Consider the following 18,075-nt stretch of genomic DNA (forward strand, 5'->3'; position numbering starts at 1 on the left):
TAGCAACTGCGAAATAGATATTTCTGTGACGAGAGGAAATCTGACTACATTTTAGACGCTGTGGAATAATGTTCTGCCAGAGGACTCACATTGTGGACGTAAAAACAAAATATAAAAAAACCGGAGCACAAGGCTCCGGTTATCAGGTCATAACCCACGTTTATTGCTGTGGATTTTCATCCTGGTCAACAGCGAAACAGGCCACGAGTTGTCCACCGTAATCCTTCAGCTGCGGCTGAAGCTGGGTACACGGACCAAAACGCCGACGGCAGCGGGCATTGAACGCACAGCCCGGCGGTGGATTCAGCGGGCTTGGCAGCTCACCGGTCAGCTTGATACGCTCGCGGCGATCGTCCGGGTTCAGGCGTGGCGTCGCGGATAGCAGCGCCTGCGTATACGGATGACGCGGATTATTGAAGATCTGATCCTTCGTTCCTTTTTCCACGCAACGGCCTAAATACATCACCATCACCTCATCGGCAATGTGCTCTACCACCGACAGGTCATGCGAGATAAAGACGTATGACAGCCCCAGTTCCTGCTGCAAGTCCATCATCAGGTTCAGCACCTGCGCACGAACAGAAACGTCCAGCGCCGAGACCGGTTCGTCGGCAATCACCACGTCTGGATCAAGCATCAGCCCGCGAGCGATGGCAATACGCTGACGCTGACCGCCGGAGAACATATGCGGATAGCGGTCGTAGTGCTCGGTTTTCAGCCCCACTTTCGCCATCATCACCAGCGCTTTTTCACGACGCTCCTCTTTGCTTAGCGTGGAGTTGATCAGCAGCGGTTCTTCCAGAATCTGCCCTACTTTCTTGCGCGGGTTCAGGGAACCGTACGGGTTCTGGAACACAATCTGGATTTTCTGCCGGCGCAGCTTCTGCGCCTGCGGGTCGTGCTTAAGCAGATCCTGCCCCTGGTAATACAACTCGCCGCCGGTCGGGACTTCAATCATCGTCAGCAGGCGACCAAGGGTGGATTTCCCACAGCCCGACTCGCCTACCACCGCCAGCGTTTTGCCGCGTTCCAGGGTAAAGGAGACGCCGTCCAGCGCTTTCACCAGGCGTTCCGGGGCGAACATCCCCTTCTTCACCGGGTAGTGTTTTTTCAGGTCAATTGCCTGCAACAGTGGCTGTGGCAAAGCGGCCTTTTGCGTACTCATAGCCCAGGCCTCCCGGCATCATCAAGTGGGTAGTGGCATTTCGACTGACGCCCGCCTTCCAGCAGGTTCAGTTCAGGTTCTTCAGCGCGGCATTTGTCGGTCGCATAGGGGCAGCGCGGGTTCAGTAAACAACCGGTCGGGCGGTCATATTTACCTGGCACCACGCCCGGCAACGAAGCCAGACGCGCTTTATCCTGTGCGAACTCCGGCAACGCGCGCAGCAACGCCTGGGTATACGGATGACGCGGCGCGCGGAAAATATCCTGTGCGGCCCCGGTTTCCACGACCTGCCCGGCGTACATCACAATGATCTTGTGCGCCGCTTCAGCCACCAGCGCCAGGTCGTGCGTGATTAAGACCAGCGCCATGTTCTCTTTTTGCTGCAATTCCAGCAGTAGCTCGATGATCTGCGCCTGAATGGTCACATCCAGCGCCGTTGTCGGTTCGTCGGCAATCAACAGCTTTGGACGACAGGCAATCGCCATCGCGATCATCACGCGCTGGCTCATCCCACCAGACAACTGGTGCGGATAGACATCCAGACGCGAGGCCGGATCGGGGATCCCCACCAGCGTCAGCAGGTCAATCGCCCGCTGAATACGCGTTTTTTTGTTGCCGCCCTGGTGCACCTTAATGGCTTCCATAATCTGGTAGCCGACGGTGTAGCACGGGTTAAGGCTGGTCATCGGGTCCTGGAAGATCATCGCCACTTCCGCGCCCACTAACTGGCGACGCTCTTTCTCAGAGATGCGCTTCAGGTCACGACCATTAAACTCCAGATTTTCGGCCATAACGCGACCTGGGTAGTCAATCAGTCCCATGATCGCCAGCGAGCTGACGGACTTACCAGAACCGGATTCCCCTACAATGCCAACCACTTCACCCTGGTTCACGCTGTAACTAATGCGGTCTACGGCACGGAATTCGGACCCCACATCGCCGAAGTGCACCGATAATTTATCTACATTTAATAACGCCATCTCGAACCTCTTACTGCTTCAGTTTGGGATCGAGCGCGTCACGCAGACCGTCACCCATCAGGTTAAATGCCAGCACCGTCAGCAGGATTGCCAGCCCCGGGAAGGTCACGACCCACCAGGCGCTTTGGGCAAATTGCAACACGTCAGAGAGCATGGTGCCCCATTCCGGCGTAGGCGGCTGTGCGCCCATCCCCAGGAAGCCGAGGGCAGCCATATCGAGAATGGCGTTAGAGAAACCAAGCGACGCCTGAACAATCAGCGGCGCAAGACAGTTAGGAAGAATATTGACGAACATCTGGCGCATCGCACCGGCTCCGGCCACGCGGGATGCGGTAACGTAGTCGCGGTTAACCTCCACCAGGACGGCGGCGCGCGTCAAACGCACATAGTGCGGCAATGCCACGAACGTCAGCGCCAGCGCGGCGTTGCCAATCGAGGGCCCAAATACCGCCACCAGCACCAGCGCCAGTAACAGGCTCGGCAGTGCCAGCATGATATCGACCACACGCATGATGACGTTATCGACAATCCCGCCAAAGTAACCGGCAATCAGCCCGAGAATCACGCCCATCAGCAGGGAGAGCACCACCACCAGACAGCCGACCAACAGAGACAAACGCGCACCGTACATCAGGCGGGACAGCACATCGCGGCCCACATCATCAGTACCAAACAGATGCGCCATGGTACCGCCTTCCTGCCACGCAGGAGGAGCCAGCAGCGTATCGCGGAACTGCTCTGCCGGGTTGTACGGCGCGAGGACGTTGGCAAAGACCGCAATCAGGATCATCACGACAACGTACACCAGCCCAACAACCGCACCTTTGTTGCGTTTAAAATAGTGCCAGAACTCCTGCAGCGGGGTCATGGGCACCGGTGCAGCAATAACTTTATTTTCAGTAACCTGTGACATGATGGCCCCTTACTTCCTATGCCGAATACGCGGGTTCACCACGCCGTACAGCAGGTCTACCAGCAGGTTGACGAGGATAATCATCGTCGCGACCAGCAGCACCCCGCCCTGTACCACTGGATAATCACGGCGTTGTAGCGCATCGATCAACCAGCGTCCCAGTCCCGGCCACGAGAAAATAGTCTCGGTCAGGATCGCCCCAGCCAATAACGTACCGACCTGCAGGCCGATAACGGTCACAACGGGCAGCATCGCGTTACGCAGAGCGTGAATGATGATGACGCGCATACGGGTCAGGCCTTTGGCGCGTGCGGTACGAATGTAATCTTCACCCAGTACTTCCAGCATTGATGAACGAGTCATACGCACAATTACCGCCAGAGGAATGGTGCCAAGCACCATTGCCGGCAGGATCATATGCGCCAGCGCATCGATAAAGTTGCCCTCTTCACCCCAAATGGCGGTGTCAATCAGCATGAAACCGGTCAGGGGATTGGAATCATCAAGGAACACCATGTCGCTCACCCGACCGGAAACCGGCGTCAGGTTCCACTGCACGGAAACCAGCATGATCAGCATCATGCCCCACCAGAAAATCGGCATGGAGTAACCGGTCAGCGCCAGGCCAACGGCAGTGTGGTCGAAAATGGAGCCGCGCTTAACGGCAGCAAGTACACCCACCGGAATACCCACCGCAACGGCGAAAATCATCGCGCAGACGCCAAGTTCCAGCGTTGCTTTAAAGCGAGGAACGAACTCTTCCCACACCGGTAATCGGCTTTTCAGCGAGATACCTAAATCACCATGCATAACCCCCCAGATATAATGGAGGTACTGCTGCCACATCGGTTTATCCAGCCCGAGTTCAGCCAACAGTTGAGCATGACGCTCAGGGGAAATTCCACGCTCACCCGCCATGATCATTACCGGATCGCCGGGGATCATATGAACGAAAGCAAAGGTGAGAAGAGTGATACCGATAAACGTGGGGATGACGAGTCCCAAACGTCGGAGAATGAACTGCAACATAACCCGGATTCTCTCTAATGACGCACGGCCTGGAACCGTGAATCTGTATTGCTCACAAATCTTATCCCCCCCTCCAGCGAGAGGGAGATAAAGCATTACTGTCAGGTGGCGCTACGGTGACCCGACTTAACGGTCCGTAGCGCTGCCTGGCTTGCTTTTAATTATTCGACAGAGACGTTTTCGAAGTGATGTTTGCCTAATGGATCAACCACATAGCCTTTCACTTCTTTACGCACTGGTTCATACACGGTGGAGTGAGCAACAATCAGAGCCGGGGCCTGATCGTGCATAACAACCTGAGCTTGCTTGTACAGTTCAATACGTTTGTTGTGATCGTCGGTCGCACGCGCCGGCTGGATCAGATCTTCAAACGGCTTGTAGCACCAGCGAGAGTAGTTGGAACCGTCTTTCGCTGCCGCACAGCTGAACAGGGTGGCGAAGAAGTTGTCCGGATCCCCATTGTCACCGGTCCAACCCATCATCACCGCCTGATGCTCACCCGCTTTGGCGCGTTTCAGATATTCACCCCACTCGTAGGTCACAATCTTGGCCTGAACGCCAATTTTCGCCCAGTCAGCCTGAACCATTTCCGCCATACGGCGGGCGTTCGGGTTGTAAGGACGCTGTACCGGCATGGCCCACAGCTCAACGGTGAAGCCTTTATCCTGACCCGCTTCCTTCAGCAGCGCTTTAGCCTTTTCAGGATCGTAGGTGTAGTCTTTAACGTCGTCGTTATAGCCCCACATGGTCGGTGGGATCAGGTTTTTCGCGGCAACGCCAGCGCCCTGATATACCGCTTTAATGATGGCTTCTTTGTTCACCGCGTAGGTCAGCGCCTGACGGACTTTCACGTCATCAAACGGTTTCTTCTCGGTATTGAAAGAAAGGTAGCCAACGTTCAGACCGGCCTGCTCCATCAGGTTAATGTTTTTATCCTGCTTCATGCGCGCGATATCTGCCGGGTTCGGGTACGGCATCACCTGGCACTCGTTCTTCTGCAGTTTGGCGTAACGCACGGAAGCGTCAGGCGTAATCGAGAAGACCAGACGGTCAATCTGTGGCTTGGTGCCCCAGTAACCTTCGAATGCTTTATACAGAATACGGGAGTCTTTCTGGTACTGCTGCAGCTGGAACGGACCGGTCCCAATTGGGTTCAGATCCACTTTCTCCGGGGAACCGGCTTTCAGCATGTTGTCTGCATATTCTTTGGAAAGAATAGAAGCGAAGTCCATCGCCAGATCAGCCAGGAAAGGCGCTTCCGGGCGAGTCAGCACGAACTGAACGGTTTTATCGTCCACTTTTTTCACTTCGGAGATCAGATCTGGCAGACCCATCCCTTCGAAGTATTCATAGCTACCGCCAGAGACTTTGTGGTAAGGGTTCTGGGCATTTTTCTGACGATCGAAAGAAAACACCACGTCATCGGCGTTTAAATCGCGCGTCGGTTTGAAATCTTTGTTGTCCTGCCACTTCACGCCCTGGCGCAGGTGGAAGGTATAGGTTTTACCGTCTTCGCTGATTTCCCACTTCTCAGCAAGGCCCGGGATCACTTCAGTTGTACCGGTTTTGAACTCGACCAGGCGGTTATAGATCGGTACGGAGCTGGCATCATAGGTCGTGCCAGAGGTGAAAAGCTGTGGGTTAAAGCCTTCAGGAGATCCTTCTGAACAATAAACCAGAGTTTTAGCCTGTACGCTTGCGGCGCAGGTCATAGCCACCAGGCTCAGACCAAGCTTCAGCATCCCTGACTTCTTCAAGGAAATACTCATTCTTCTGCTCCAAATGTGATGTTTGTTGTTTTACCCTTTGCAGTGGGTTTGCACCGCCTGGCCTTTTTTGTTTTTTACCCGGCCGGGTCGGCGTTAAGAGGATAGGGATTCCGTTCACATAAGCGACTGAGTTGCAGTGCGGATTCTCCATGAAATGCCCCTCATGCCCTACAATCTGTCAACAGAATGTGAAAACGTCAATACAGGTAACCGTGATTTACACCAACGGTGAGAATTCGCAAACAAAGATTAAAAAAAGTGCAGAAGGACATTTTCAGCAGGGAAATTTGTGCTACGCGCACTATGCCAGAATAAACATCTTAATATTTCGCAACATTTGGTGATTAACATTTATGCAAATTATTAAAACTTTCTAAATTAATGCTGCATATCTGAGCGATTAATGCCATGAACGCTAAAGCGCACAGCGGAAAATGCCAGGTTCAGCCATAAGTAGCGCAAAAAAAGTTTCAAGCAAATATAAAAAAAGGCAATGGAATATGTCACAGAATCGTTAACAGTCAGTGGGAAGTGGTGCACAATTTTTGCAGATAAAAGGAAGGTCAATTTTGGTCGGTGAGAGAGGATTACTCGCCACTGACGTGGCTCGCCCTACGGGCCGTTGCTAACGCAACGTTCTCTCGCTGCGCTCGAGTCGAACCTCTTACCCCCGGAGGTTCTCATCCTCGTGGGTTTCAAATGCAAAAAACCCTGCTCGTTGAGCAGGGTTTTGAATTTGGTCGGTGATAGAGGATTCGAACCTCCGACCCCTTCGTCCCGAACGAAGTGCGCTACCAGGCTGCGCCAATCACCGAATGCGGGGCGCATCTTACTGCTCAGCCGCGCCCCCGTCAATCCCTTAGTATCAAAATGCCATTTGATCGGCGAGAAAGTCAGCAGCCCAATTACTGAGCCGTAACCTTCTTCGCGTCCGGGATACGGCACCAGTTGTTATTCTCGTTAATACCGCCATTTGGCGAGGTATAACCGAGGCAACCCAAAATAGTGTCGTACAGTTCCACATGACGACGCGGCACCTTCATATCCGCTTCTTGCTTCAGGTGTGCAAACGCCTTCGCATGGTCTGGGTCTTCCAGATATTTGTCTGACATCCACACCAGCATTGGAACGCGGAACTGCTCTGGCGGAGCCATTTTACGCGGCGTACCGTGCAGGTGCTCACGCTCATTAATCGACTCACCGTGATCGGCGGCGTAGAACACTATCGCTTTCTTATCCCGCAGTTGATCAAACACTTTGGTAATAAAGTGATCAACATAGGTTACCGAGTTATCAAAAGAGTTAATCATCTCGGCTTTCGAGCAACCGCTATCCACATTGACACACTCCGGCTTCCACTGCGCATATTCGCGGGTGTAGCGCTGCGTGTAGTTAAAATGCGAACCTTTGGTATGCAGAATAATCAGACGTTTGCCATCATCATCCGTCGGTTGCAGAGACTGCTGCATTTCGGTAATCAACAGCATATCGTCAACGTTCTTGCCACGGTTACGCGGCTCTGCGCCAATCTGCTCTCGGTAAGCGATGTTCTCCGCCATGGTATTGCTGTAGAACCACATCTCGCTTTGCATCGCGTAGAGGTCTGTCTTGAACCCTAACTGACCGAGCACGGAAAAGACGTTTTGTTCTTTCAGGGTACGCTGCGGGTTTTCTTCCGCCCCACCTTCACGCACAAACATACAGCGCAGCGAAAGTTTGGTCGCCGTGTCACAGGAATATCCACGGAACGCGGCCAGGTTTTTCTCCTGGGCGAGCCTTGGCGTGGTATTTCGCTCATAGCCAAAAATCCCCATATGGTCCCAGCGGGTGGTTTCGCCGATAATAAAGACCACATAGGTGTCGTCGAGGTTCTTGGGCTCAACATAGGTAAATTTCTTCGCCGGGTTCATCAGCGATTTGTTGTCTGAGGATTCATCCACCTGTGCCCAGGCGTACAGACCCAGCGCAGAGAGCCAGTTTGACGGCAAGTAAGAGTTCGCCACAACCCCGCCATAGCTGGGTAAATCGATACCTGTTTCTCGCTCTACGCTTCTCTGTTGCATGCTCAGCAGGCGAATCGGCGCCCATACCATCAGGCCGGCCAGTAAAACTACCGCTACGCTACGCCACCTCATGCCCGGCGTACGAATTTGTCTCATCAACGTGTAGCGGCAGCGGTTACTCCAAATCAGCACCAAGGGAATAATACTGACCGAAACCAGCCACACGATGAAATGCCAGCCGACGACTTCTTTCGATAAATCAATATCCGTGGTCATTACGGAGGCGATAATACCGTAACCAATTACCACGTTCAGGAAGGTCATATAATAACTGGCGCCGGCAGAACACAGCACCAAACAGGTTGCCAGGACACGCCAGGCGCGGCGGCCAAACAAAGAGAGAAGGCGTAGTAAAAAGAAGGTCACCAGCACAGTGCCGGCCAATTCAACAACCGCGGAGAGTCCTTTCCAGACGGTAAAATCGTGCGCATATCCGCTAAAGCGACGGAAAAATACAGCACAGTTCATAAACAAACCGATATAGATTGCCAGCAAGAAACTGAGTTTCTGCTGCGTCATCGACTTAATGTATCTCATGCAAACAAACCCTGGAAATCGGGATAAAAAACCCTGAGCAGCGATCAATCAGACCTGACAGAGGAAAAATGCGACAACAGCAGAGGTGAAATGTCTACGGGCGCGGGTAAGTAGACCACAGGAGGGAGCAAAAGTGCTTATAGAGAATGAAAATGGCGCATAAATTTTTGTAAATATATGCGCCAGGTATTAATCATACTACTAATAGATTTAGGCGTGCGCCTCGGTATAGACGCTACGTTGTGGCTGACGAATAGTGGTAGAAAGCGCCAGCGAAATGATTAACAGCGCAAAGATAACGCAGAAGGTCACATAGAACCCGCCAAACAGCGAGGCGATAATGGAACCGCAAATGCTACCGATACCGAAGCCCAGGTAAATAACACCGTAGTTTTTAGCCAGGTTATTCAGACCGAAGAACTCGCTGACCAGTGACGGGAATACGGTGATGGTGCCGCCAAAGTTAAATGCGACACAGGCAATTGCCATAAAGAAGGTTACGTCATTCAGCGGCGCGAACAACAGTGCAGCCATACCGACCAGCGAAACGACCTGACCAATGGTGATCACGCGAATACGGGAGATTTTATCGGACAGAATCCCCAGCACCAGACGACCCGACAGGTTCGCGATAGAAATGACGGTAACCGCATTCGCCGCCGTCGCCACATCCATATGCGCCAGGCTTTGTGCGATATCTTTCGCCACGCCAATGACGTACAGACCGCTCATACACGCCGTCAGGAACATGACTGCCAGCATCCAGTACTGCGGTTTGCGCATGGACTGCGCCAGGGTGTAGTCGTTCTCAACCACGCCATTCTTCGCTTTCACTTCCTGATTCGGCGCATCTTTCATCAGCGTGGAGCCAAAGACGATCATCACCAGTACGATCGCGCCCCAAATCATGAAGGTTTTTTCCAGGCCCACGGTGCTCAGCAGTTGACTGTCGATAAATTTAAAACCGAGGCTGCCAAGGCCATAAGAACCGATGGCAAAGGCGGAAATCAGCCCTTTACGCTCAGGGAACCATTTTACGCAGTTGGAAAGCGTTAACAGGTAACCTGCACCATCCGCCAGACCAACCAGCACACCAGCGCTCAGCCACAGCATAATCAGGCTGTTGGAATGGGCGGTTAAGAAGAAACCGACGCCGAGTAAAATACCGGAAGCCATGGTGACGCGTTTCACGCCAAAACGTTCCTGCAGCTTGCCGGCAACGGAAGAGGAAATCGCCAGCCCGAGGCTCAGCAAGCCAAAAGAAAATGCCACCTGACTGACCGGCGCATCGAGCTTAGAAGAGAGCGCGCCATTAAACAGGCTCCAGGTATAAACAGAACCTAAAGCAAATTGGGTAATAATCGTGCCGATCAGTGTTAGCCAGCGTGTGCGCTGATAATCAGAAGTTTTCATGGCAGTCTTCCTGCATAAGCAAAATGGGAAATTCTCTGCCAACAACCATACCGAAGCGCTTTTATGGCCAGGAGAAAACGGCATGAAATGCCACCAGGACGGAATGAAATGCCTGGAATGCGGAATGAATGACGAGACAAAAAGTCGGGTTACTGAATTTTATCGTAAGAGTTAGTACACGCTATCGCTGAGGGGCGTGTGATTGCTGTTCTCAATATGTAACGGAGATGTTTAGCTGATGATTTTTTGCGTTAAAATTTGGCACTCACTCCCATGGTGTACATATAGTCGCTGTTATTGGCGCTATTTTCCGCCTGCGAAAGCGCCGCGTAAGCCGCCATGTGCCGGTTCAACAGCATATCTGCGCCAACGGTAACATCCAGCCAGTTACCGTCTTGACCCGCCGCCGTCATGCGACTGAGGCCCGACTGCGCTTTCCAGATATTCTCGCCAAACTGCTGGTTATAGCTGATTTGCGCCCACGGTCGCACATCACCGAACTGAGAATTGACTCGCCAGCCTAACGTGCTGACGCTGGCATGCCACAGCGGATCGTTCTGCGTTACCGACGTCACGCTATCGCCAAATTCGTTGTAAGTAGACGTGGTCGAACCGTCATAATGCAGCGCGGCCACCGGACCGGTCGTCACCTGCCCTGAAAGCGGAAAGTTCCAGCCCATACTCATGCCGCTGGTCGCATCCATAGGCGTTTCATCCGCCAGATTCACCACGGGACCCGCCACGTTTTGAGTGGAGCGAATACGTTCTTCCAGAATGTCGTTATAACGTGGTTGGTGATCGCTGTCCCATGTATAACGTTCAGCCGTATGCCCTGACATCGCATCAACGATATATTCTTGTTGCCAGCCATATGCTGTATTGATGAACAGCGCACAAACTACGACGCTCGCCAGAGTTAACCTTTGGCGACCACTACTGTTTCTTATAATCATCAACGCGACTCCAGAAAAGAGCCGAATTCGGCGATATTATTGTCATTGTGTGAAGGATATCGGGCCCATCAGGCCCTGTATTAAATATTGTCTTTTTAGCTGGCGCGTCAAGGCGGGCCGAATGAAATTTTTACGCCAGTAAAAACAGCGAGGAAGAATATGCAGCGTTGCGGATGGGTCAGCCAGGACCCACTTTACATTGCCTACCACGACAAGGAATGGGGCGTCCCCGAAACAGATGGCAACAAGCTGTTCGAAATGATCTGTCTGGAAGGCCAACAGGCCGGTTTATCATGGATCACCGTGCTAAAGAAACGAGAAAATTATCGCCACGCCTTCCACTATTTTGACCCGGAAAAAGTGGCGGCCATGACCGAAGAAGATGTGGAAAGACTGGTACTGGATGCCGGCATTATTCGCCATCGAGGAAAAATTCAGGCCATTATCGGCAACGCTCGCGCCTTTCTGACCATGGCGCAAAACGGAGAATCGTTTAGCGAGTTCGTCTGGTCGTTTGTTGATAACCAACCGCAACTGACCCGCGCCGCCAACCTGAGCGATATCCCCACCTCTACACCGGCGTCAGATGCACTGTCTAAAGCGTTAAAAAAACGCGGATTTAAGTTTGTCGGCACCACCATCTGTTACTCCTTTATGCAGGCATGCGGCTTGGTCAATGACCATGTCACCAGCTGTATCTGTTACCCGGGAGAACAACATGATTCGTGAATCAAAGGCTGACGATCTACCGTCGATTCTGGCGCTGTGGATGGAAAGCACGATCCATGCCCATCCGTTTATCGAAGAACGCTACTGGCGCGAAAGTGAATCCATCGTGCGGGATGTTTATCTGCCAGCCGCACAAACCTGGGTATGGGAAGAAGAAGGGGGGCTCAAAGGCTTTGCCAGCGTCATTGACGACCGCTTTCTCGGCGCGCTGTTCGTCGCGCCTGCCGCCATCAGAAGCGGGATCGGCAAAGCGCTGGTGCAGCATGTGCAGCAGCGCTTTTCGTTACTCAGCCTCGAGGTCTACCAGAAGAATCAATCAGCGGTGAACTTCTACCATGCGCTGGGTTTTCGCATTGAAGATGGCGCATGGCAGGAAGAGACTCACCATCCCACGTGGATTATGGGTTGGCAGGCGGATCAAACGCCGTAAGCGTCAACGTTGGTCCGCTGTATTTTTCGAGCCACGCCAGCGCAGTGTTGCCCGCGCAGCCATTCCCCAGCTTCGAGCTGGGGAGATCTTTGGTCAGCACGTTGACGGCGCCATTTTTACAAATACCGTTGGCGGCGAGATCCAAATCAGGCCAGGCGCCCTCATGAATACAGATGACACCGGGTTTAATTCCCGTCGTCACGACCGCTCCCGCCAGAACGTGCCCACGCTGGTTCCACACCCTGACCGTGTCGCCATCCGCAATACCGCGCGCTTTGGCATCCTGCGGATGAATCGTGACGGGCTCACGATCCGCTACCGCATACTGTTCGCGCAACGCGCTGTAATTTAGCTGACTGTGCAAACGGTGCGCCGGATGGGCGGAAAGCAGCTGTAACTGGCCCGGCTCGGCGTTACCGAACCACTCATCCGGCTCCAGCCACATCGGATGCCCCGCACAGTCCGCGTAACCGTAACCGGCAATCCTCGCGGAGTAGATTTCAATTTTACCGCTGTCCGTTTTCAGCGGATGCGCCTGTGGGTTGCGGCGAAAATCCGCGAAACGGATAAACTGCGCGCTGGCGGCATTTTCTGGCATTTCGATCAGCGCATTCCGCTGCCAAAACTCGGTGAATGGCGGCAACGTCACCTGCTGGCTAGCCCCACGCTGCCCGGCAATGTTGTAAAAAGTCTCCAGCCATTCCAGCTCGCTTTTGCCTTCGGTAAATCGCTCATATCCGCCCTTCTCCCAGCGTTCACTCAGCTCGGCAAAGACATCAAAATCATTTCGCGCTTCAGCCTGCGGCGATACAACCTGCTTCATCGGCACCAGATGCTGGTTGCTGTAATCGCCGGTCATGGTCAAATCATTACGCTCAAAGGACGTCGTCGCCGGCAGCACGATATCGGCATGCTTCGCTGCGGCTGTCCAGAAACACTCCGAGATAACCACCAGCTCCGGTTTTTGCCAGGCGCGGATCAGGCGGTTGGTGTCCTGATGATGGGTGAAGTTAGCGCCGCCCGCCCACCACAGCATACGGATGTCCGGGAAATGGCGGTCCATACCGTTGTGCTGATAAAAACCACCCGGGTTCTCCAGCGCTTCAACAATTCGCGCCACCGGGATTTTATCCACCGCGTCGGTGCCGTTTTTAACGCTGCCCTGCATTGAAGCCAGCACCGCAGCACGGCGCGTTGGGTTGCCGCCGTTGGCAAAATGGTACGACAGCCCAAAGCCGCCGCCAGGCGTCCCGATTTGCCCGAGCATGGCGGCCAACGTAACAATCATCCAGTGTTTCTGCTCGCCATACTGCTGGCGTTGCATACCCCATCCCGCCATCAGCATGGTGGTGTTTTGATGAAATATCGCCGCAAGTTCACGTATTTTAGCCGCCGGAACACCACAAATTTCAGCGGCCCATTCTGCCGTTTTTGCAACATCGTCAGATTTGCCCAGCAGATAGTCGGCAAAACGGTCATATCCGGTCGTACACCGGGCAAGAAAGTCCGCGTCGTGCCAGCCGTTTTCCACCAGCGTATGCGCGATACCCAGCATCAGCGCCACGTCGGTCCCCATATGCGGAGCGATCCATTCCATCTTCTCGCCAAAGAAATCGACGCTTTCCGATCGCATCGGATCGATACAGATCAACCGCTTCCCGCTGCCACGCAGTGCTTCAAAGTAAGCGAGGCCCTGCTCGTCGGAGGCGTTCCAGGCAATTTTCAGGGTATTCAGCGGATTGGCGCTCCATAACACCACCACTTCGCTGTTCTCCAGCACCACCGGCCAACTGGTCTGCTGCTGGTAAACTTCGTTACCGCCCACCACGTACGGCATGATGGCCTGCGCAGCGCCCGTCGAGTAATCCCCCAGATGCCCGGTATAACCACCCGCCAGCGCCATATAACGCTGTAGCAGGGTTGCGGCTTTGTGTAACACGCCGTTGGAACGCCAGCCGTAGGAACCGGCAAAAATCGAGGCCGGCCCGTAGCTGTCACGGATGCGTTTATGCTGCGTATGGATAAGATTCAGCGCGTCGTCCCAACTGACACGAACAAATTCATCCTGCCCGCGCACACCCTGCGGATCCTCCGGCGAGGCGAGAAAGCCTTTACGCACCATGGGAAAACGTACCCGCGTTTTACTGTGTACCTGGTCGCGCACCACGGTTTGCAAAGAGTTGGGATGGGCGGTGGGCAGCGCGCCGCGAGAGGAGAAAACCGTCTCGCCATCGGTTTCGACGAGAATAGGTCCCCAGTGGGCGGCGGTTAACACCGAGTAATGTGCGGGTGAATTAGCCAAGATGGCGCTCCTGAATGCGATGTGACGGCTTATTTATTATGCCGTTCAATGTTACTTACAAATTTCAGAGTGTTCCCTGGAATTTTCTTCATGTTCACACGTCATAATCAACCGCCACGGTCGCTGTGGTAAAGAAGAAAAAGTCATTAAGGAATTAAGATGAAGAAACGTGTTTTTGTTATTGCTGCCATCGTGAGCGGCGCCCTGGCGGTTTCTGGCTGCACAACAAACCCTTACACCGGCGAACGCGAAGCGGGTAAATCCGGCATTGGCGCGGGTATTGGCTCTCTGGTCGGCGCGGGTATTGGCGCACTATCTTCTTCGAAGAAAGATCGCGGCAAAGGCGCGCTGATTGGTGCGGCGGCTGGCGCGGCCGTTGGCGGCGGTGTCGGCTATTACATGGACGTGCAGGAAGCAAAACTGCGCGACAAAATGCAAGGGACGGGCGTCAGCGTGACGCGCAGTGGCGATAACATCATCCTGAATATGCCAAATAACGTCACCTTCGACAGCAACAGCAGCAACTTGAAACCTGCGGGTGCCAACACCCTGACCGGCGTGGCAATGGTACTGAAAGAGTACAATAAAACCGCCGTCAACGTGCTCGGCTTCACCGACAGCACCGGCAGTCAGGATCTGAATATGCGCCTGTCGCAGCAGCGCGCGGACTCCGTGGCCAGCGCCTTAATCACTCAAGGCGTCGCCGCTAACCGTATCCGCACTCAGGGTATGGGCCCGGCAAACCCGATCGCCAGTAACAGCACGGCGGAAGGTAAAGCACAAAACCGCCGCGTAGAGATCACCTTAAGTCCGCTCCAGTAACGTTTTGTGCCGGATAATGGCAGCATCTTATCCGGCATGAAGCACTTGCCATCGTTGATTTTCGCGTTAAGGTGTTGTCACCAAATTTAGGGAAATCAGCGATGAGCAAATCAACACGGGCAACCATCAGCGATGTGGCGAAAGCCGCAAAAACCGGCAAGACCAGCATTTCACGCTACCTCAACGGTGAAAAGCACCTGCTTTCCGACGCGCTACTGGCCCGCATTGAACAAGCCATTGCCGATCTCGACTACCGTCCCAGCCTGATGGCAAGAGGCCTGAAACACGGTCGTACCCGTCTGATTGGTCTGATCATCGCCGATATTACTAATCCCTACTCCGTCAATGTGTTAAGCGGGATTGAAGCCGCCTGTCGCGATAAGGGCTTTACCCCGCTGGTGTGTAACACCAACAACGAAGTGGATCAGGAGCTGCATTATCTCGACCTGCTGCGCAGCTACCAGGTCGAAGGGATTGTGGTCAACGCCGTTGGAATGCGCGAAGAGGGGCTGAACCGCCTGCAACAGTCTGCGCTGCCGATGGTACTGATTGACCGTAAAATTCCCGATTTTGCCTGTGATATGGTCGGGCTGGATAACACCCAGGCGGCAACGGTTGCCACTGAACATCTGGTCGAGCAAGGTTTTGAAGCCATCCTGTTCCTCAGCGAACCGCTGGGCATGGTGAATACCCGCCGCGAACGCCTGAGCGCTTTTCGCGCCACGCTCGCACAGTACCCCGGCGTTATCGCGCAAAATGCCGAAGTCCCGCTAACGGACAATACGCAACTGGATGATACGCTGCGCCAGTTTCACCAGCAGCATCGGGGGATGCGCAAAGCCGTTATCTCTGCCAACGGCGCTCTCACGCTGCAGGTTGCCCGCGCCCTGAAGCGCATAGGCCTTAACTGGGGCAGCGATATCGGCCTGCTCGGTTTTGACGAACTGGAATGGGCGGAGCTGGCGGGCGTCGGTATCACCACGTTGAAACAACCCACATGGCAGATTGGCTACACCGCCGTTGAGCAGGTTGTACGCCGAATTGATGGCGGCTCTGCTGCCATTCAGGAACAGGTATTCTCCGGCGAGCTGATCGTGCGCGGCTCAACCGCCCGTTAAATTTCCTTCGTGATGGTGATCATAAATTCGACATCATGAGCTTTTCTTTGGAACCGGTTCCATCTAGCGTTATAACAAGAATGCTAGTCTGGAGTTTCCATGAAAAGAAAAATTATGGTGGTTACCGCCGCCTACGGCTACGACCAGGTACGGGCCGCAGGCGGGCAAACGGCAATGTTGCCCATCATTGCCGAAGCCGGTGCTGACGGCGTCGAAATCCGCCGCGAGTTATTAACCGACGCCGAGCTGAAAACGCTGTCCACAATGGCCTCTGCAATCGAACTCTTCGGCCTGCTGGCCTGTTATTCAGCGCCTGAACCGTTATTCCTTGAGGATGGGAACCTGAATCCCCGACTTCCGCAGCTCCTCGAAGAAGCGCAGGCCCTACAGGCGCTGTGGTTAAAAGTCTCTCTCGGTCATTTTTCCCATACCGAACAGTTCGACGATTTACGTGAATGGCTGGACAACAGCGGCATGGAGCTGGTTGTGGAAAACGATCAGACCGCCTGCGGACGCCTGCAGCCGATGCAACGTTTCAATGAAGCCTGTCAGACGCAAAACCTGCCGATATCTCTGACTTTCGATATGGGCAACTGGCTGTGGGTTGGCGACTCCCCGGAACAGGCCGCGCAGAACCTGGTGCCAACCGTCGGATATATCCATGTCAAAGCCGCAGTTACGCATCGCGATAGCTACCGTGCCGTACCGCCTGATGAAGCAGATTCACGCTGGCTGGCGCTGTTAAAAACGCTGCCCAACGATGTTCCGCGCGGTATTGAGTTCCCCCTGGAAGGGCAGGATTTGACGGCGGTTACCCGCCACTACGTCGAGCTGTTACGCGAGGAGTAACACATGAAAAATTCACTGGATGCGGTCACTATTGGTGAAGCGATGGCGATGTTTGTCGCCACGCAAACCGGCGAACTGACGGATGTAGAGCAGTTTATCAAGCGCGTTGCAGGCGCTGAACTCAACGTGGCGACCGGTCTTGCTCGTCTGGGCCTGAAGGTCGGCTGGGTGAGCCGCGTAGGCAACGACAGTTTTGGTCGTTTTATCGTTAAGTCGCTGGAAAAAGAAGGGATAGATGCGCAGGGAGTTACCCAGGACGGGCGTTACGCTACCGGCTTTCAGCTTAAATCTAAGGTAGAAAATGGAACCGATCCCATTGTGGAGTATTTCCGCAAAGGGTCCGCCGCCAGCCACCTCAGCGTTGAGGATTATCACGAGGACTATTTCGCCAGCGCGCGCCACTTGCACCTGAGCGGCGTGGCGGCAGCGCTTTCTGCCAGCTCCTATGAACTACTGGCGCACACCGCCCGCACGCTGAAAGCCCAGGGGAAGACCATCTCGTTCGACCCAAATTTGCGTCCGGTGCTGTGGAAAAGCGAAGCCGAAATGGTGGAAAAACTGAACCGGCTGGCATTCCAGGCTGACTGGGTTTTACCTGGATTAAAAGAGGGGATGATTTTAACCGGCCAACAGACGCCTGAAGCCATCGCCGACTTTTATCTGCGCCACGGGGTGAAGGCCGTGATCATCAAAACCGGGGCTGATGGTGCCTGGTACAAAACAGCCAGCGGTGAACAAGGTTGCGTTGCACCGGTAAAAGTCGACAACGTGGTCGATACGGTCGGCGCAGGCGATGGCTTTGCCGTGGGCGTTATCAGCGCCCTGCTGGAAGGCCGTTCGCTGCATCAGGCGGTGACCCGCGGCAATAAAATCGGCGCACTGGCCATTCAGGTTCAGGGCGACAGCGAAGGATTACCCACACGTGAACAATTAGGGGAATAAACTCCCGGCCAACTCTGTCTCTGTACCCTACATACAGAGGCGGCGTATCAGCATAACCAGA

General features: G+C 54.1%; 16 protein-coding genes, 1 tRNA gene and 1 other RNA gene. 6 read left to right on the forward strand and 12 right to left on the reverse strand.

Translation table 11 applies throughout. The annotated features are described in order from the left end of the window. Window positions 1–160 precede the first annotated feature (160 nt). The 11 genes from dppF to ABIE10_RS18650 form a co-directional block, all read right to left on the reverse strand. Complete coding sequence (gene dppF, locus ABIE10_RS18600; protein ID WP_103766980.1) at window positions 161–1,165, reverse strand: dipeptide ABC transporter ATP-binding subunit DppF; 1,005 nt, start codon at window positions 1,163–1,165, stop codon at window positions 161–163. Beyond that, window positions 1,162–2,145: a dipeptide ABC transporter ATP-binding protein gene (gene dppD / locus ABIE10_RS18605; protein WP_019078085.1), complete on the reverse strand. Its 984-nt coding sequence runs from the start codon at window positions 2,143–2,145 to the stop codon at window positions 1,162–1,164. Before dppD ends, dppF begins: the two co-directional genes overlap by 4 nt. A gap of 10 nt (window positions 2,146–2,155) precedes the next feature. Then, entirely contained in the window at window positions 2,156–3,058 is a 903-nt protein-coding gene (dppC, locus tag ABIE10_RS18610; RefSeq protein ID WP_016154902.1) for a dipeptide ABC transporter permease DppC, read from the reverse strand. 9 nt (window positions 3,059–3,067) lie between these two features. Next, on the reverse strand, window positions 3,068–4,087 hold the full coding sequence (dppB, locus tag ABIE10_RS18615) for a dipeptide ABC transporter permease DppB (protein WP_016154903.1): 1,020 nt from the start codon (window positions 4,085–4,087) through the stop codon (window positions 3,068–3,070). A gap of 161 nt (window positions 4,088–4,248) precedes the next feature. Continuing rightward, window positions 4,249–5,856 (reverse strand): dipeptide ABC transporter periplasmic-binding protein DppA, encoded by a 1,608-nt coding sequence (gene dppA, locus ABIE10_RS18620; RefSeq protein ID WP_016154904.1) that lies wholly within the window; start codon window positions 5,854–5,856, stop codon window positions 4,249–4,251. Further along, complete coding sequence (locus ABIE10_RS18625; protein WP_137398959.1) at window positions 5,771–6,007, reverse strand: hypothetical protein; 237 nt, start codon at window positions 6,005–6,007, stop codon at window positions 5,771–5,773. The genes dppA and ABIE10_RS18625 overlap by 86 nt, the downstream gene beginning before the upstream one ends. A gap of 419 nt (window positions 6,008–6,426) precedes the next feature. Continuing rightward, window positions 6,427–6,560, reverse strand: a non-coding RNA gene (locus tag ABIE10_RS18630) — RtT sRNA. Between the two features lie 33 nt (window positions 6,561–6,593). Then, window positions 6,594–6,670: transfer RNA gene (locus tag ABIE10_RS18635), tRNA-Pro, on the reverse strand. A 91-nt stretch (window positions 6,671–6,761) separates the two neighbouring features. Further along, window positions 6,762–8,456 (reverse strand): kdo(2)-lipid A phosphoethanolamine 7''-transferase, encoded by a 1,695-nt coding sequence (gene eptB / locus ABIE10_RS18640; RefSeq protein ID WP_016157716.1) that lies wholly within the window; start codon window positions 8,454–8,456, stop codon window positions 6,762–6,764. 210 nt (window positions 8,457–8,666) lie between these two features. After that, window positions 8,667–9,869, reverse strand: coding sequence for an L-lactate MFS transporter (locus tag ABIE10_RS18645; protein ID WP_016154906.1), 1,203 nt, complete (start codon window positions 9,867–9,869; stop codon window positions 8,667–8,669). A gap of 251 nt (window positions 9,870–10,120) precedes the next feature. Then, window positions 10,121–10,822 (reverse strand): autotransporter outer membrane beta-barrel domain-containing protein, encoded by a 702-nt coding sequence (locus ABIE10_RS18650; RefSeq protein ID WP_053388700.1) that lies wholly within the window; start codon window positions 10,820–10,822, stop codon window positions 10,121–10,123. A gap of 159 nt (window positions 10,823–10,981) precedes the next feature. Between ABIE10_RS18650 and tag the strand changes: the two genes are divergently transcribed. After that, window positions 10,982–11,551 carry a DNA-3-methyladenine glycosylase I gene (gene tag / locus ABIE10_RS18655; RefSeq protein ID WP_103766982.1) on the forward strand — a complete coding sequence of 190 codons (570 nt, stop codon included), beginning with the start codon at window positions 10,982–10,984 and terminating at the stop codon, window positions 11,549–11,551. Beyond that, a complete protein-coding gene (locus ABIE10_RS18660; RefSeq protein ID WP_047501344.1) occupies window positions 11,541–11,981 on the forward strand; it encodes an N-acetyltransferase in 441 nt (146 codons plus the stop codon). Before tag ends, ABIE10_RS18660 begins: the two co-directional genes overlap by 11 nt. Here the strand turns inward: ABIE10_RS18660 and ABIE10_RS18665 are convergent. Beyond that, complete coding sequence (locus ABIE10_RS18665) at window positions 11,950–14,283, reverse strand: molybdopterin guanine dinucleotide-containing S/N-oxide reductase (RefSeq protein ID WP_429156577.1); 2,334 nt, start codon at window positions 14,281–14,283, stop codon at window positions 11,950–11,952. The genes ABIE10_RS18660 and ABIE10_RS18665 overlap by 32 nt on opposite strands. 159 nt (window positions 14,284–14,442) lie before the next feature. Here ABIE10_RS18665 and ABIE10_RS18670 point away from each other — a divergent pair, with 159 nt between their 5' ends. The 4 genes from ABIE10_RS18670 (at window position 14,443) to ABIE10_RS18685 (ending at window position 18,014) form a co-directional block, all read left to right on the forward strand. Beyond that, the gene (locus ABIE10_RS18670; protein WP_016157720.1) at window positions 14,443–15,105 is read left to right on the forward strand and encodes an OmpA family lipoprotein; all 663 of its coding nucleotides are present in this window, start codon (window positions 14,443–14,445) and stop codon (window positions 15,103–15,105) included. A 101-nt stretch (window positions 15,106–15,206) separates the two neighbouring features. After that, entirely contained in the window at window positions 15,207–16,223 is a 1,017-nt protein-coding gene (locus tag ABIE10_RS18675) for a LacI family DNA-binding transcriptional regulator (protein WP_005133828.1), read from the forward strand. A gap of 99 nt (window positions 16,224–16,322) precedes the next feature. Then, window positions 16,323–17,072 (forward strand): sugar phosphate isomerase/epimerase family protein, encoded by a 750-nt coding sequence (locus ABIE10_RS18680; protein WP_429156580.1) that lies wholly within the window; start codon window positions 16,323–16,325, stop codon window positions 17,070–17,072. 3 nt (window positions 17,073–17,075) lie between these two features. Next, window positions 17,076–18,014 carry a sugar kinase gene (locus ABIE10_RS18685; protein ID WP_046275780.1) on the forward strand — a complete coding sequence of 313 codons (939 nt, stop codon included), beginning with the start codon at window positions 17,076–17,078 and terminating at the stop codon, window positions 18,012–18,014. The last annotated feature ends 61 nt before the right edge of the window (window positions 18,015–18,075 follow it).

The sequence above is a fragment of the Citrobacter sp. 506 genome, assembly GCF_050434985.1.
Taxonomy (GTDB): Bacteria; Pseudomonadota; Gammaproteobacteria; order Enterobacterales; family Enterobacteriaceae; genus Citrobacter; species Citrobacter braakii.

Coding starts and splice junctions, on each gene's coding strand:
- dppF (WP_103766980.1), bottom strand. CDS start 1,165: ATGAGTACGCAAAAGGCCGCTTTGCCACAGCCACTGTTGCAGGCAATT.
- dppA (WP_016154904.1), bottom strand. CDS start 5,856: ATGAGTATTTCCTTGAAGAAGTCAGGGATGCTGAAGCTTGGTCTGAGC.
- dppD (WP_019078085.1), bottom strand. CDS start 2,145: ATGGCGTTATTAAATGTAGATAAATTATCGGTGCACTTCGGCGATGTG.
- eptB (WP_016157716.1), bottom strand. CDS start 8,456: ATGAGATACATTAAGTCGATGACGCAGCAGAAACTCAGTTTCTTGCTG.
- ABIE10_RS18675 (WP_005133828.1), top strand. CDS start 15,207: ATGAGCAAATCAACACGGGCAACCATCAGCGATGTGGCGAAAGCCGCA.
- ABIE10_RS18670 (WP_016157720.1), top strand. CDS start 14,443: ATGAAGAAACGTGTTTTTGTTATTGCTGCCATCGTGAGCGGCGCCCTG.
- ABIE10_RS18625 (WP_137398959.1), bottom strand. CDS start 6,007: ATGGAGAATCCGCACTGCAACTCAGTCGCTTATGTGAACGGAATCCCT.
- ABIE10_RS18645 (WP_016154906.1), bottom strand. CDS start 9,869: ATGAAAACTTCTGATTATCAGCGCACACGCTGGCTAACACTGATCGGC.
- ABIE10_RS18685 (WP_046275780.1), top strand. CDS start 17,076: ATGAAAAATTCACTGGATGCGGTCACTATTGGTGAAGCGATGGCGATG.
- tag (WP_103766982.1), top strand. CDS start 10,982: ATGCAGCGTTGCGGATGGGTCAGCCAGGACCCACTTTACATTGCCTAC.
- ABIE10_RS18650 (WP_053388700.1), bottom strand. CDS start 10,822: ATGATTATAAGAAACAGTAGTGGTCGCCAAAGGTTAACTCTGGCGAGC.
- ABIE10_RS18660 (WP_047501344.1), top strand. CDS start 11,541: ATGATTCGTGAATCAAAGGCTGACGATCTACCGTCGATTCTGGCGCTG.
- ABIE10_RS18680 (WP_429156580.1), top strand. CDS start 16,323: ATGAAAAGAAAAATTATGGTGGTTACCGCCGCCTACGGCTACGACCAG.
- dppB (WP_016154903.1), bottom strand. CDS start 4,087: ATGTTGCAGTTCATTCTCCGACGTTTGGGACTCGTCATCCCCACGTTT.
- dppC (WP_016154902.1), bottom strand. CDS start 3,058: ATGTCACAGGTTACTGAAAATAAAGTTATTGCTGCACCGGTGCCCATG.